This is a genomic window from Pseudomonas sp. NCCP-436 (assembly GCF_019656335.1).
GTDB lineage: Bacteria > Pseudomonadota > Gammaproteobacteria > Pseudomonadales > Pseudomonadaceae > Aquipseudomonas.
In genome coordinates this window covers 40,018-54,802 of the sequence record NZ_BPLZ01000001.1, presented here as the reverse complement: position 1 = coordinate 54,802, position 14,785 = coordinate 40,018, and the positions used below count along the sequence as shown (strand labels likewise).

15 protein-coding genes are annotated in these 14,785 nt (G+C 61.3%); 8 read left to right on the top strand and 7 right to left on the bottom strand.

What is annotated here, in order from left to right; genetic code table 11:
- Positions 1-3: 3 nt before the first annotated feature.
- From atpA to glmS, 8 genes are all read left to right on the top strand, one after another.
- Positions 4-1,548, top strand: a complete 1,545-nt coding sequence (gene atpA / locus NCCP436_RS00275) for a F0F1 ATP synthase subunit alpha (RefSeq protein ID WP_220801795.1) — start codon at positions 4-6, stop codon at positions 1,546-1,548.
- A 50-nt stretch (positions 1,549-1,598) separates the two neighbouring features.
- Entirely contained in the window at positions 1,599-2,459 is an 861-nt protein-coding gene (atpG, locus tag NCCP436_RS00270) for a F0F1 ATP synthase subunit gamma (protein WP_220801794.1), read from the top strand.
- Between the two features lie 30 nt (positions 2,460-2,489).
- Positions 2,490-3,866 (top strand): F0F1 ATP synthase subunit beta, encoded by a 1,377-nt coding sequence (atpD, locus tag NCCP436_RS00265; RefSeq protein WP_220801793.1) that lies wholly within the window; start codon positions 2,490-2,492, stop codon positions 3,864-3,866.
- A gap of 75 nt (positions 3,867-3,941) precedes the next feature.
- Complete coding sequence (locus NCCP436_RS00260; protein WP_220801792.1) at positions 3,942-4,367, top strand: F0F1 ATP synthase subunit epsilon; 426 nt, start codon at positions 3,942-3,944, stop codon at positions 4,365-4,367.
- Positions 4,368-4,484: 117 nt separating this feature from the next.
- Positions 4,485-5,843, top strand: a complete 1,359-nt coding sequence (glmU, locus tag NCCP436_RS00255) for a bifunctional UDP-N-acetylglucosamine diphosphorylase/glucosamine-1-phosphate N-acetyltransferase GlmU (protein WP_220801791.1) — start codon at positions 4,485-4,487, stop codon at positions 5,841-5,843.
- A 52-nt stretch (positions 5,844-5,895) separates the two neighbouring features.
- Positions 5,896-6,507 carry a LysE family transporter gene (locus NCCP436_RS00250; RefSeq protein WP_220801790.1) on the top strand — a complete coding sequence of 204 codons (612 nt, stop codon included), beginning with the start codon at positions 5,896-5,898 and terminating at the stop codon, positions 6,505-6,507.
- A gap of 76 nt (positions 6,508-6,583) precedes the next feature.
- Positions 6,584-7,354: a DeoR/GlpR family DNA-binding transcription regulator gene (locus tag NCCP436_RS00245; RefSeq protein WP_220801789.1), complete on the top strand. Its 771-nt coding sequence runs from the start codon at positions 6,584-6,586 to the stop codon at positions 7,352-7,354.
- 10 nt (positions 7,355-7,364) lie between these two features.
- Positions 7,365-9,215 carry a glutamine--fructose-6-phosphate transaminase (isomerizing) gene (gene glmS / locus NCCP436_RS00240; RefSeq protein WP_220801788.1) on the top strand — a complete coding sequence of 617 codons (1,851 nt, stop codon included), beginning with the start codon at positions 7,365-7,367 and terminating at the stop codon, positions 9,213-9,215.
- Positions 9,216-9,291: 76 nt separating this feature from the next.
- On the opposite strand, the gene NCCP436_RS00235 is transcribed toward glmS, so the two are convergent.
- The 7 genes from NCCP436_RS00235 to NCCP436_RS00205 form a co-directional block, all read right to left on the bottom strand.
- On the bottom strand, positions 9,292-10,062 hold the full coding sequence (locus NCCP436_RS00235; RefSeq protein WP_220801787.1) for a MetQ/NlpA family ABC transporter substrate-binding protein: 771 nt from the start codon (positions 10,060-10,062) through the stop codon (positions 9,292-9,294).
- 61 nt (positions 10,063-10,123) lie between these two features.
- Entirely contained in the window at positions 10,124-10,792 is a 669-nt protein-coding gene (locus tag NCCP436_RS00230; protein WP_220801786.1) for a methionine ABC transporter permease, read from the bottom strand.
- Entirely contained in the window at positions 10,792-11,799 is a 1,008-nt protein-coding gene (locus NCCP436_RS00225) for a methionine ABC transporter ATP-binding protein (RefSeq protein WP_220801785.1), read from the bottom strand. The genes NCCP436_RS00230 and NCCP436_RS00225 overlap by 1 nt, the downstream gene beginning before the upstream one ends.
- 133 nt (positions 11,800-11,932) lie before the next feature.
- A complete protein-coding gene (locus NCCP436_RS00220; RefSeq protein ID WP_220801784.1) occupies positions 11,933-12,352 on the bottom strand; it encodes a hypothetical protein in 420 nt (139 codons plus the stop codon).
- Positions 12,353-12,433: 81 nt separating this feature from the next.
- Positions 12,434-13,222, bottom strand: a complete 789-nt coding sequence (gene znuB / locus NCCP436_RS00215; RefSeq protein ID WP_220801783.1) for a zinc ABC transporter permease subunit ZnuB — start codon at positions 13,220-13,222, stop codon at positions 12,434-12,436.
- Positions 13,222-14,013 carry a zinc ABC transporter ATP-binding protein ZnuC gene (znuC, locus tag NCCP436_RS00210; protein WP_220801782.1) on the bottom strand — a complete coding sequence of 264 codons (792 nt, stop codon included), beginning with the start codon at positions 14,011-14,013 and terminating at the stop codon, positions 13,222-13,224. The genes znuB and znuC overlap by 1 nt, the downstream gene beginning before the upstream one ends.
- The gene (locus tag NCCP436_RS00205; protein WP_220801781.1) at positions 14,010-14,510 is read right to left on the bottom strand and encodes a Fur family transcriptional regulator; all 501 of its coding nucleotides are present in this window, start codon (positions 14,508-14,510) and stop codon (positions 14,010-14,012) included. The genes znuC and NCCP436_RS00205 overlap by 4 nt, the downstream gene beginning before the upstream one ends.
- Positions 14,511-14,785 lie beyond the last annotated feature (275 nt).

The following is a 14,785-nucleotide window of genomic DNA, read 5'->3' as shown; positions in this document are numbered from 1 at the left end:
GCTATGCAGCAACTCAATCCTTCCGAAATTAGTGAAATCATCAAGGGGCGTATCGAGAAACTCGACGTCGCCTCCCAAGCCCGTAACGAAGGCACCATCGTCTCCGTTTCCGACGGCATCGTGCGTATTCATGGTCTGGCCGACGTCATGTACGGCGAGATGATCGAGTTCCCCGATGGCATCTACGGTATGGCGCTGAACCTGGAGCAAGACTCCGTTGGTGCTGTGGTACTGGGTGCTTATACCAGTCTGGCCGAAGGTATGAGCGCCAAGTGCACCGGCCGCATCCTGGAAGTACCGGTTGGTCCGGAACTGCTGGGTCGCGTGGTCGACGCACTGGGTAACCCGATCGATGGCAAAGGTCCGATCAATGCCCAAGCTACCGACGCGGTGGAAAAAGTTGCACCGGGCGTGATCTGGCGTAAGTCGGTCGACCAGCCGGTACAGACTGGCTACAAGTCGGTTGACGCCATGATTCCGGTCGGCCGTGGCCAGCGTGAGCTGATCATCGGTGACCGTCAGATTGGTAAGACCGCCCTGGCTGTCGACGCCATCATCAACCAGAAAAACAGCGGCATTAAGTGTATCTACGTGGCTATCGGTCAGAAGCAATCGACCATTGCCAACGTGGTACGCAAGCTGGAAGAAACCGGCGCGCTGGCGAACACTATCGTTGTCGCCGCTTCCGCTTCCGAATCCGCTGCGTTGCAGTTCCTGGCTCCCTACGCCGGCTGCACCATGGGCGAATACTTCCGCGACCGCGGCGAAGACGCCCTGATCGTCTATGACGACCTGTCCAAGCAGGCTGTGGCCTATCGCCAGATCTCCCTGCTGCTGCGCCGTCCGCCAGGCCGTGAAGCTTATCCGGGCGACGTGTTCTATCTCCACAGCCGCCTGCTGGAGCGCGCTTCCCGCGTTTCCGAGGAGTACGTTGAGAAGTTCACCAACGGTGCCGTGAAGGGCAAGACCGGCTCGCTGACCGCGCTGCCGATCATCGAAACCCAGGCAGGCGACGTGTCCGCGTTCGTTCCGACCAACGTGATCTCGATCACCGACGGCCAGATCTTCCTGGAATCGGCCATGTTCAACTCGGGTATCCGTCCGGCCGTCAACGCTGGTATCTCGGTATCCCGCGTAGGTGGTGCGGCCCAGACCAAGATCATCAAGAAGCTCTCCGGTGGTATCCGTACCGCTCTGGCTCAGTACCGTGAACTGGCTGCATTCGCCCAGTTCGCCTCTGACCTGGACGAGGCCACCCGCAAGCAGCTCGAGCACGGTCAGCGTGTTACCGAGCTGATGAAGCAGAAGCAGTACGCGCCCATGTCGATCGCCGACATGTCCGTGTCTCTGTACGCTGCCGAGCGCGGCTTCCTGACCGACGTGGAAGTGAACAAGGTTGGCGCCTTCGAAGCGGCCCTGCTGGGCTACTTCAACCGTGAACTGGCCGATCTGATGGCCAAGATCAACGAGAAGGGCGACTTCAACGACGAGATCGACGCCGCCATCAAGGCTGGTATCGAGAAGTTCAAAGCCACCCAAACCTGGTAAGCCGCAGCGGGCGCCCAATGGCGCCCGCCTGCTAACCCGATAGGTGTGAAATGGCAGGCGCAAAAGAGATTCGCAGCAAGATTGCGAGCATCAAAAGCACGCAGAAGATCACCAGCGCCATGGAGAAAGTGGCGGTCAGCAAGATGCGCAAGGCTCAACTGCGCATGGCTGCTAGCCGTCCCTACGCGGAGCGTATCCGCCAGGTGATTGGTCATCTGGCCAACGCCAACCCGGAGTACCGTCATCCCTTCATGGTCGAGCGCGAAGTCAAGCGTGCCGGCTATGTAGTGGTGAGCAGTGACCGTGGTCTGTGCGGTGGTCTGAATACCAACCTGTTCAAGGCCCTGGTCAAGGACATGGCGAAAGATCGCGAGCAAGGCGTGGAGATCGATCTCTGCGTGATTGGCTCCAAGGGGGCGGCATTCTTCCGCAACTTTGGTGGCAATGTTGTCGCCGCGATCAGCCACCTCGGTGAAGAGCCGTCGATCACGGATCTGATTGGTAGTGTCAAGGTTATGCTCGACGCCTACCTCGAAGGTCGGATCGACCGTCTGTCCGTGGTCTCGAACAAGTTCGTCAATACCATGACGCAGAAGCCTACAGTGGAACAGCTGGTTCCGCTGGTAGCCGATCCGGATCAAGAGCTCAAGCATCACTGGGACTACCTGTATGAGCCCGATGCCAAGGAGCTGCTCGATGGCCTGATGGTTCGCTATGTCGAATCGCAGGTATACCAGGCGGTGGTCGAGAATAACGCGGCCGAGCAGGCTGCGCGGATGATCGCGATGAAGAACGCCACTGACAACGCCGGCCAGCTGATCAGCGATCTGCAGTTGATCTACAACAAGGCGCGTCAGGCAGCGATCACCCAAGAGATTTCGGAAATCGTCGGCGGCGCTGCCGCGGTTTAAGAACGGTTCAAATATTCAGAGGAACCAAAGATGAGTAGCGGACGTATCGTTCAAATCATCGGCGCCGTTATCGACGTGGAATTTCCGCGTGATCAGGTGCCAGCCGTATACGAGGCGCTGAAAGTAGTTGGCGCCGAAACCACTCTGGAAGTTCAGCAGCAGCTGGGCGACGGCGTGGTGCGTTCCATTGCGATGGGTTCGACCGAAGGCCTCAAGCGTGGTCTGGACGTCACCCGTACCAACAAGGCCATCTCGGTACCGGTCGGCAAAGCGACCCTGGGCCGTATCATGGACGTGCTGGGCAACCCCATCGATGAAGCCGGTCCCATCGGTGAAGAAGAGCAGTGGGAAATCCACCGCGCTGCGCCGAGCTATGCCGAGCAGGCCGGCGGCAACGAGCTGCTGGAAACCGGTATCAAGGTAATCGACCTGGTCTGCCCGTTCGCCAAGGGTGGTAAGGTCGGTCTGTTCGGTGGTGCCGGTGTAGGCAAGACCGTGAACATGATGGAACTGATCCGTAACATCGCCATCGAGCACAGCGGTTATTCCGTGTTCGCTGGTGTGGGTGAGCGTACTCGTGAGGGTAACGATTTCTACCACGAGATGAAGGACTCCAACGTTCTCGACAAGGTAGCCCTGGTCTACGGTCAGATGAACGAGCCACCAGGCAACCGTCTGCGCGTTGCGCTGACCGGCCTGACCATGGCCGAGAAGTTCCGTGACGAAGGTCGTGACGTTCTGCTGTTCGTCGACAACATCTACCGTTACACCCTTGCCGGTACCGAAGTATCCGCTCTGCTGGGTCGTATGCCTTCGGCGGTAGGTTATCAGCCGACTCTGGCCGAGGAGATGGGCGTTCTGCAGGAGCGTATTACCTCCACCAAGAAAGGTTCGATCACCTCGATCCAGGCCGTATACGTTCCCGCGGACGACCTGACCGACCCGAGCCCGGCGACCACCTTCGCCCACCTTGACGCCACTGTCGTACTGAGCCGTGACATTGCTTCTCTGGGTATCTACCCGGCCGTTGACCCGCTGGATTCCACCAGCCGTCAGCTGGATCCGAACGTTATCGGCCAGGAGCACTACGAGACTGCTCGCGGTGTTCAGTATGTGCTGCAGCGTTACAAGGAGCTGAAGGACATCATCGCCATTCTGGGTATGGATGAACTGTCCGAGGAAGACAAGCAGCTGGTATCCCGCGCTCGTAAGATCCAGCGCTTCCTGTCCCAGCCATTCTTCGTGGCCGAAGTCTTCACCGGTTCGCCGGGCAAGTATGTGTCCCTGAAGGACACCATTGCGGGCTTCAGCGGCATTCTCAAAGGCGACTACGACCACCTGCCGGAACAAGCGTTCTACATGGTTGGCGGTATCGAAGAAGCCATCGAGAAAGCGAAGAAACTGTAATCACCCCAGGCGCCCGGCAACGGGCGCCTCAGGTTGTGGGTAAGTTGTCCACAGCCTGTCACGTGAGGCAAGCGTATGGCTATGACAGTCCATTGCGATATCGTCAGCGCGGAAGCGGAGATTTTCTCCGGCCTGGTCGAGATGGTGATTGCGCACGGCAACCTGGGTGATCTGGGTATCGCTCCGGGCCACGCGCCGCTGATCACGAATCTGAAGCCGGGCCCGATTCGCCTGATCAAGCAGGGTGGTGAAACCGAGGTGTACTACATCTCCGGTGGTTTCCTCGAAGTGCAGCCTAACATGGTCAAGGTTCTCGCCGACACCGTGCAGCGTGCTGCCGACATTGACGAGGCTGCTGCCCAGGAGGCCCTCAAGGCCGCCGAGAAAGCGCTGAACGAGAAGGGCGCCGAGTTCGACTACGGCTCTGCTGCCGCTCACCTGGCCGAGGTTGCAGCCCAGCTGCGCACCGTCCAGCAACTGCGCAAGAAGTACGGCGGCTAAGGCCGCCGCTTCAACCGTTGTAAAAGAAAGGGTAGCCTAGGCTACCCTTTTTCTTTTTCTGCCGTTTCAGCCAGCCACGGCCCCAGGCTGTCGGCGACCGCCAAGGATATTCGCTTCATGTCGCTTGATATCGTCATTCTCGCTGCCGGACAGGGGACGCGCATGCGTTCGGCCCTGCCCAAGGTGCTTCATCCGGTTGCCGGCAAGCCCATGCTCGGCCACGTTATCGACACCGCCCGTAGCCTGCAGCCGCAGAGCATCCAGGTGGTGATCGGGCACGGCGCCGAGATGGTGCGCGAGCAACTGGCGGCCGACGATATTAACTTCGTCATCCAGGCCGAGCAGTTGGGCACCGGGCATGCTGTGGCTCAGTCTTTGCCGTACCTTACTGCGGACACCGTGCTGATTCTCTACGGTGACGTACCGCTGATCGAAACTGCGACTCTTGAACGCCTGCTGGCACTGGTTGGCGAGCAGCAGCTAGGGCTTCTAACCGTGGAGCTGGCGGACCCCACGGGCTACGGCCGCATCGTCCGCGACGCCCAGGACGAGGTACAGGCCATCGTCGAGCACAAGGATGCCAGCGAAGCGCAGCGTCAGATCCGTGAAGGCAATACCGGCATTCTGGCATTGCCCGGCAAGCATCTGGCGGGCTGGCTGGGCCGTCTGTCCAACAGCAATGCCCAGGGCGAGTACTACCTGACCGACGTGATTGCCATGGCTGTGGCGGATAACCTGCGAGTAGCCACCGAGCGCGCCACCAACGAGATAGAGGTGCAGGGCGTCAACGACCGTATCCAGCTGGCACAGCTGGAAGATCACTACCGCCAGCGCATGGCCCGCCGATTGATGGCTCAGGGCGTCACCCTGCGTGATCCGAAGCGTTTTGACGTGCGTGGAGAGGTTAGCGTCGGGCGTGACGTGACCATCGACGTTAATGTGGTTCTCGAAGGGCGAGTGGTTATCGAGGACGATGTACAGATCGGCCCGAACTGTGTGATCAAGGATTCGGTGCTGCGCAAGGGCGCCATCGTCAAGGCCAGCAGCCATCTGGATGGAGCCGAACTGGGTGAGGGCGCCGACTGCGGGCCCTTTGCCCGTCTGCGACCAGGCAGCCGGCTCGGCGCCAAAGCCCATGTGGGCAACTTTGTCGAACTGAAGAATGCCGTCATGGGCGAAGGTGCCAAGGCCGGCCACCTGAGCTACCTGGGGGATGCCGAAATCGGTGCGCGCAGCAATATCGGCGCCGGCACCATTACCTGCAACTACGATGGTGCCAACAAGTTCCGTACCGTGATGGGCGAGGACGTGTTCATCGGCTCCAACAGTGCGCTGGTCGCTCCGGTCAGCCTCGGCGATCGAGCCACCACAGGCGCCGGTTCGGTAGTGACCCAGGATGTACCGGCCGATACGCTGGCCGTCGGGCGGGCCAGGCAGCGCAATATCGAAGGCTGGAAACGGCCGACCAAGAAATAATGCCCACGGGTATATCCGTGCCTGTGGATAAGGTTCCGAAGAGGGATTCCATATGTTCGGTGTGACGGATTATGCCGCCTTCGTGGTGGCCTTCATCATCCTTCTGGCCATTCCCGGACCGGGCAACCTGGCGCTGATCCTGTCCACCGGCAAGGGTGGGATTCGCGGCGGGCTGGCCTCGACCCTGGGCGTGATCCTTGGCGACCAGGTGCTGATGTGGCTGGCGGTAGCGGGGGTGGCGGCACTGCTCAAGGCCTATCCGACGGCCTTTTATCTGGTGCAGTGGCTGGGCGCAGGCTATCTCGTCTACCTTGGTCTGCGCATGTTGCTGGCCAAGCCCGGCGAAGGGCCGACGCTGGATATCCGCCCGCGTCAGTACCTGTGGCAGACCCTGGTGATCACCCTGTTCAACCCGAAGGCGATCATCTTCTACATGGCCTTCTTCCCGCTGTTTGTCGACCCTCAAACCCACCAGGGGTTGATAACCTTCGGCTTTATGGCCTTGACCATCATACTGTTGACCTTCATCTACGGCCTGATCGTGGTGGTGTTGACTCACTTTCTCGCCGAGCGCATGCGCGCCAATCCCCGTATTGCACGCACTCTGGAAAAGCTGGCGGGCCTATGCCTGGTGGGGTTCGGCGTCAAGCTGACCTTGAACTGAGGCGCTGAACGGGCTTGCGGCCCGGACGAGCTTATGTTTTGATTCGCGCCATTATCTTTCGAATCGAAACTTAAGCATGTCGAAGCGCAATACCCCACAACGTCGTCATGCCATTCTTGCCTTGCTCGCCGAGCAGGGCGAGGTGAGCGTCGATGCACTGGCGCAGCATTTCTCCACCAGCGAAGTGACCATCCGCAAGGATCTTGCCGCCCTGGAAAGCAACGGCCTGCTGCTGCGCCGCTATGGTGGTGCGGTGCCGGTGCCGCAGGAGCTGATCGCCGAGCCGAGCCAGCCGGTTTCACCTTACAAGCAGTCCATCGCCCGAGCTGGGGTGGCACGCATCCGTGAGCATGCGCGGGTCATCATCGACAGCGGTACCACCACCGCCGCAATGATTCCGCACCTGGGGCACAAGCCCGGCCTGGTGGTGATGACCAACTCTCTGAATGTGGCCAATGCCTTGCGCGAGCTGGAACACGAGCCGGTGCTGCTGATGACCGGTGGTACCTGGGATCCGCACTCGGAATCCTTCCAGGGCCAGGTGGCCGAACAGGTACTGCGCTCCTACGATTTCGATCAGTTGTTCATCGGTGCCGACGGTATCGACCTGGAGCGTGGTACTACGACCTTCAACGAACTGCTGGGCCTGTCCCGGGTGATGGCCGAAGTGGCACGGGAAGTCATCGTCATGGTCGAAAGCGACAAGATCGGCCGGCGCATCCCCAACCTGGAGCTGCCCTGGAGCAGCATTCATACCCTGATAACCGACGAGCGTCTCGACGAGGAGACCCGTGATCAACTGCGTGTGCGTGAAATTCAACTGATCATCGCGCAGCAGCAAGACTGAGGAACCGAGCATGTGTGGAATCGTTGGCGCAATCGCGGAGCGCAATATCACCCCGGTACTGCTGGAAGGCCTGCGGCGCCTGGAATACCGTGGCTATGACAGTGCCGGAGTAGCATTGTTGACCGATGAGGGCAGGCTGGATCGACGGCGTCGTGCCGGCAAGGTCAGCGAGCTGCAGGCTGCGTTGCAGGCTGAGCCGCTCAGTGGTCGTCTGGGTATTGCCCACACTCGCTGGGCTACCCATGGCGCTCCCACCGAGAACAATGCCCACCCGCATTTTTCCGGTCAGGAGCTGGCGGTGGTGCATAACGGCATCATCGAGAACCATGAGGAACTGCGCGCCCGTCTGCAACAGTTGGGCTACGTTTTTGTTTCCGATACTGATACCGAAACCATCGTCCATCTGCTCAATCACAAACTGCAACAGCTGGGTGACCTGACAGCGGCGCTCAAGGCAGCCATCCCAGAGCTGCACGGTGCCTACGGTCTGGCTGTGATCAGCAACAGTCAGCCGGATCGTCTGCTTGCTGCGCGAAGTGGCAGTCCGTTGGTAATCGGCCTGGGGCTGGGGGAAAACTTCCTCGCCTCGGATCAACTGGCGTTGCGCCAGGTCACCGACCGTTTCGTTTATCTGGAAGAAGGTGATATCGCCGAGATCCGTCGTGACCAGGTGCTGATCTGGGACGCCGAGGGGCAGCCGGTACAGCGTGAATCGGTGCAGTATCACGAGGGAGCCGAGGCCGCCGACAAGGGCGAGTATCGCCACTTCATGCTTAAGGAAATCTTCGAGCAGCCCAAAGTAGTGCAGCGCACACTGGAAAGCCGGCTGGGCAGCGACCATGTGCTGGTACAGGCCTTCGGTCCGCAGGCCGCGGAGCTGTTTGCCCGGGTGAGGAACGTACAGATCGTCGCCTGCGGCACCAGCTACCATGCCGGCATGGTCGCCCGTTACTGGCTGGAAGAGCTGGCCGGCATTCCCTGCCAGGTGGAGGTGGCCAGCGAGTTCCGTTACCGCCGCGTGGCGGTGCAGCCCGATACTCTGTTCGTCAGCATCTCCCAGTCCGGCGAGACGGCCGATACCCTGGCTGCGTTGCGCAATGCCAAGGTCATGGAGACCGGAGAAGGCGGCTATCTGGCCAGTCTGGTGATCTGCAACGTGGGAACCAGTTCGCTGGTGCGCGAATCCGACCTCTGTCTGCTGACTCAGGCTGGCCCGGAAATCGGTGTGGCCTCGACCAAGGCCTTCACTACCCAGTTGGTCGGACTGATGTTGCTGACCCTAGCTCTGGGGCAGGTACGCGGCACTGTGGATAAGTCCCTGGCAGCCGAGCTGGTGGAGGAGCTGCGTCGTTTGCCGACCCGTCTTGGTGAGGCCCTGGCAATGGACAAGACGGTGGAGAAGCTTTCCGAGCTGTTCGCCGAGAAGAACCACAGCCTGTTCCTCGGTCGTGGCACCCAGTACCCGGTGGCCATGGAAGGAGCGCTCAAGCTCAAGGAAATCTCCTACATCCATGCCGAGGCCTATCCGGCCGGCGAGCTCAAGCATGGTCCACTGGCGCTGGTAGATGCCGATATGCCGGTGGTTACCGTGGCGCCGAACAATGAGATGCTGGAAAAGCTCAAATCCAACCTGCAGGAAGTGCGTGCCCGTGGCGGTGAACTGATCGTGTTTGCCGACCAACAGGCCGGCATGAACAACGGCGAGGGAACCCACGTGGTGGCCATGCCACATATCCACGACCTGCTCGCGCCGATCCTCTACACCGTGCCGCTGCAGCTGCTCTCCTACTACGTGGCGGTGCTCAAGGGCACCGACGTGGATCAACCGCGCAACCTGGCGAAAAGCGTCACCGTCGAGTGAGGTCCGAAGAGACATAAAAAATGCCGCGCAGTCGGAAGACTACGCGGCATTCTTGCTTAAAGCGGGTAGCTGGCGATCAGAATGCCGGCACTACGGCGCCCTTGTACTTCTCTTCGATGAACTGCTTGACCTCGGCGCTGTGCAGGGCCTTGACCAGCTTCTGCACGGCGTCGCTGTCCTTGTTGTCGGCGCGGGTCACCAGGATGTTGACGTACGGCGAGTCGCTGCCTTCGATGGCCAGGGCGTCCTGGGTCGGGTTCAGCTTGGCTTCCAGGGCGTAGTTGGTGTTGATCAGGGCGAGGTCGACCTGGCTCAGCACACGCGGCAGGGTGGCCGCTTCCAGCTCACGCACCTTGATGCCTTTCGGGTTCTCGACGATGTCCTTCGGCGTGGCGAGGATGCCGGCTTCCGGCTTGAGGGTGATCACGCCGGCTTTCTGCAGCAGCAGCAGGGCGCGGCCGCCGTTGGTGGCGTCGTTGGGGATGGCCACGGTAGCGCCTTGTGCCAGCTCGCTCAGCTCCTTGATCTTGCTGGAGTAGGCTCCGAAGGGCTCGACGTGCACGCCGCCGATGCTGACCAGCTCGGTTTTGCGGCTGGCATTGAACTCGTCAAGGTACGGCTGATGCTGGAAGAAGTTGGCGTCGAGGTTGCCCTGCTGCACTTGCAGGTTGGGCTGCACGTAGTCGGTGAACACGCGCACCTTCAGCTCTACACCCTCCTGGGCCAGGGTGGGTTTGACGAATTCGAGGATCTCCGCGTGGGGTACCGGGGTGGCAGCGACGCTGAGCGTTTCGGCCTGAGCCGAGAAGGCCGCGAAGGCGGCCAGGGCAGTGAGCAGTTTCTTCATTTCAGGGTTCCTTCTTGCACGGGTTGGTACGGCTCTCGCAGGTGGCGAGTCGCCGTCATGATCATTTGCGGGAAAAGTGCACCACCAGTCGATCGCCTGCCATCTGCAGTACCTGTACGAGGATCAGTAGCAGGATCACGGTTACGGCCATTACATCCGGTTGGTAACGCTGGTAGCCATAGCGCACCGCCAGATCGCCTAGGCCACCGCCGCCAATCAGGCCGCTCATGGCGGTGTAGGAGACCAGAGTAATGGCAGTGACGGTGGTGGCAGCGAGCAGGCCCGGCAGGGACTCGGGCAGCAATGCGCGGGTGATGATCTGCCAGGTGGTGGCGCCCATCGCCTGGGTGGCTTCGATGATGCCGCGATCCACCTCGCGCAGCGCGGTTTCCACCAGACGGGCGAAGAACGGCGTGGCGCCTACTACCAGCGGCGGGATGGCACCGGCAACGCCCAGCGAGGTGCCGACCAGCAACTCGGTGAAGGGAATCATCAGGATCAGCAGGATGACGAAGGGCACCGAGCGCAGGATGTTCACCACCAACGACAGGGCTGCGTACAGCGCCGACTGTTCGAACAGTTGGCGCGGCCCGGTGAGAAACAGCAGCACACCAAGCGGCAGGCCGAGCAATACGGTAAACAGCATCGAGCCAAGCAGCATGTTCAGGGTATCGAGACTGGCCTGCCAGATTTCCGGCCAGAAGACGTTGGGCAGCAGTTGTTCGAGCATCAGCGCAGTACCTCCAGATGCACGTCGGCGGCGCCGAAGCGCGCCAGCGCGGCGTCGATGTCGCCACCGGTCAGGGCCAGGGTGAGCTGGCCGTAGGGGGTGTCCTTAATGCGGTCGATACGACCGGCGAGAATGCTGTAGTCGACCCCGGTCTCACGGGCCACGGTGCCCAGCAGCGGGGCGTAGGTGGCCTCGCCCTGGAAGGTCAGACGCAGGATGCGGCCCGGTACGTGAGAGAAGTCGTCGCGCTGTTCGTTCTCGTCGACATGCTCGGACTCCTGCACGAAGCGTCGTGTAGTCGGATGCTGCGGGTGCAGGAACAACTCGGCCACCGGGCCTTCTTCGACTATCACGCCGGCATCCATCACCGCCACGCGATCGCAGACACGGCGTATCACGTCCATTTCATGGGTGATCAGTACGATGGTCAGACCCAGTTCGCGGTTGATTTCAGCCAGCAATTGCAGCACGGCGGTGGTGGTTTGCGGGTCTAGGGCGCTGGTAGCCTCGTCGCACAACAGGATCTTCGGCCGGGTACTCAGGGCACGGGCGATGCCGACACGCTGCTTCTGTCCACCGGAGAGCTGCGCCGGGTACTTGTTGGCGTGATCTTGCAGGCCGACGCGGGCCAGCAGTTCGGCGACGCGTGCGTCGATCTCGGCGCGGTTCAGTTCGTCGGCCAGGCGCAGAGGCATGGCGATGTTCTCGGCCACGGTCTTCGACGACAGCAGGTTGAAGTGCTGGAAGATCATCCCGACCTGCTGGCGGAAGCGGCGCAGGCCGTTGGCATCGAGGGCAGTCACGTCGACGCCGTCGATTTCGATACGTCCGCCGGAGGGTTCCTCCAGGCGGTTGATAAGGCGCAGCAGGGTACTCTTGCCGGCGCCTGAATGGCCGATGATGCCGAACACCTGGCCGCTTTCGATCTGCAGCGTGGTCGGCTGCAGCGCCGGGATGTCTCGGCCCGCGACGCGGTAGGCCTTGTGGACGGATTGGAAGTGGATCACGCGAACGACCTTTTGGGTATGTTCAGAGGCCAGCGGTGGCCAGCGGACTCGGGCGCCGGGTAGGCGCAAGGTGCGCTAGTGTAACCGGCAGTTTTTAGGTCTAGATAATCTTTATTTTACTATTCTTATTCTTTTATTGAATTAATAAGGTCTGTGCAGGGCTGCAGCCCCCGGAGTGTTCGCCTTCCCCAGAAGGTTGTCGTTGCTGCTCGGCAGCACGGGCCGCGTCCAGAGCTTCGGCCGGATCGCGGGCCAGCGCGGGGGCTTGCGGCAGGAGGCTGCGAGCCTGGCCCAGCGCCCGTGCAGCCAGATCCAGATCGCCACGTTGCAGGGCCAGTTGGCCCTGTTGCAGATAGGCCTCGGCCAACTGGCGGCGGTAGTGCTCCAGACGTGGAGCCTTGCCGGCCTGCTCCAGTTCGGCAAATTGCTGACGGGCCTCGTCAAGACGCTGCTCGGCCAGACTCTGTTCGAACACGTCGGTCGGGTTGCTCTGGCAGCCAGCCAGTAGCAGAACCAGAGACAGGGAAAGCCCGCGTAGGGCAAACGAAATCATGGCAACGCGTCTCGAATTGTGCAAAAAACGCGCAATCATAGCGCTTTGCGTCATCTATTTCACCCTGCCGGTACCTTGCTCTCAGGCGTTGCGTCGTGGCAGGGCGAAGCTGGTGAGGAACAGCAGGGCGGCGCAGACCACGATGGAGGGGCCAGCCGGCGTATCCTGATACCAGGACAATGCCAGTCCGCCACAAACTGCCAGCAGACCGATCAGGCTGGCGCCGCCGGCCATTTGTTCCGGGGTGCTGGCGTGGCGCTGGGCAGCGGCAGCCGGGATGATCAGCAGTGAGGTGATCAGCAGTACGCCGACAATCTTCATCGCCACGGCAATGACAATGGCGATCAGCAGCATCAGTGCCAGGCGGATGGCCGCCACCGGCAGCCCCTCGACCCGTGCCAGTTCCTCATGCACGGTAATGGCCAGCAGTGGTCTCCACAACCAGGCCAGCAGTGCCAGCACTAGGGCGCTACCACCAGCGATCCAGGCCAGATCGTTGGTGCCGACGGCGAGCAGGTCACCAAACAGGTAGCTCATCAGGTCGATCCGCACGTCCTGCATGAAGCTCAGCGCCACCAGTCCCAGTGACAGAGTGCTGTGCGCGAGGATACCCAGCAGGGTGTCGGAGGCCAGAGGCTGACGCTGTTGCAGAGTGACCAGCAGCACCGCCAGCAGTACACAGCCGATGGTCACGGTGAGGGTCGGGCTGATGTCCAGCAGCAGGCCCAGGGCGACGCCGAGCAGGGCGGCATGGGACAGGGTATCGCCGAAATAGGCCATGCGCCGCCAGACCACGAAGGAACCGAGAGGACCTGCCACCACTGCCAGCGCCAGGCCGGCAAACAGGGCGTTGAGAAGAAAATCGGGCATCAGTGCTTGCAACCTGGGCCGTGGACATGAACCGGGCCGTGGATGGTCAGGCCGGTACCTTTGATCACGCCGCCATTCAGGTCGTGATCATGGTCGTGATGGTGGTGGTAGATTGCCAGGCTGCGGGCATCCTGACCGAACAGTTCGATGAAGGCGGGGTCGCCACTGACCTGTTCAGGATGGCCGGAACAACACACGTGGCGATTGAGGCAAACCACCTGGTCGGTGGCACTCATTACCAGATGCAGGTCGTGGGAAACCATCAGTACGCCGCAGCCGTAACGTTCGCGCAGCCGCGAAATCAGTCGGTAAAGTTCAGCCTGGCCGGCCACGTCGACACCCTGTACCGGCTCGTCGAGCACCAGCAGTTGCGGTTCGCGCAGCAGCGCACGGGCCAGCAGTACACGCTGCAATTCGCCGCCGGAGATGCTCTGCAGCGGGCTATCGAGCACCTGAACGGCGCCTACTTCGGTCAGCGCGGCCTGTGCGCGGGAGCGATCCACCCCGGGTACCAGACGCAGGAAGCGCAGCACCGACAGCGGCAGGGTAGCGTCGACATGCAGCTTCTGCGGCATGTAGCCAATGCGCAGGCGCGGAAGGCGTCGCACCGTCCCCTGCTGCGGTTGCAGTAGGCCGAGAACAACGCGCACCAGGGTGGTTTTGCCGGCACCGTTGGGGCCGATCAGGGTGACGATCTCGCCGGTTCTGACACTGAGGCGGACATCATCCAGTACCGGCTGGCCATTGAAGCTGACAGCGACGCCGTCGAGATGGATCAAAGCATCGCTCATGCCTTGTCCTTGCAGCCGGCACAGAGGCCAACGACTTCCACGGTCTGGCCTTCTACGGCGAAGCCAACGCCGGCTGCACCCTCGACGATGGCCTGGCTGATGGCCGGTTGCTCCAGTTCGGTGGCGGCGTGGCAGCTCCGGCAGATCAGGAATTGGCCCTGATGTGCATGTTCCGGGTGGCTGCAGCCGACGTAGGCGTTGAGCGATGCGATGCGGTGTACCAGGCCGTTTTCCAGGAGGAAATCCAGCGCCCGGTAGACCGTTGGCGGTGCGGCGCGACGACCGTCCTCATCGCTCAGCACGCCGAGGATGTCATAGGCGCCGAGCGGCTTGTGACTGGCCCACACCAACTCCAGCACGCGCCTGCGCAGAGCGGTCAGACGCAGACCCTGACGCGCACAGATGGCTTCGGCTTCGGCCAGCGCATGACTGACGCAGCGGGAATGGTCGTGGGGGCGTGCAGCCAGAGGCGGCACGACGCTGGCGGGTTTGTACATGGTGCGCCCTCGAAACGTAGAACGTTATTGTATAACGCATCGATTATCGTGCGCCAAATCAATCCGCCCTGTGGTGGCCAATTATCTGGCTGGCGGTGCGGAAAGTGCGTGTGTAGGGCACTTCGGCATGGTTATGGCTGATTTTTTCGGGGCGGAGTGATTCGATGATGCTTCCGTTTTGTGTCAGCCCGAGATGGGCGATACGCTGGGACGATATCACTGCTACGTGCGGGGGCGAAGGTGTTGTTCCAGGTGATCAACTGGATGTTGTCCGG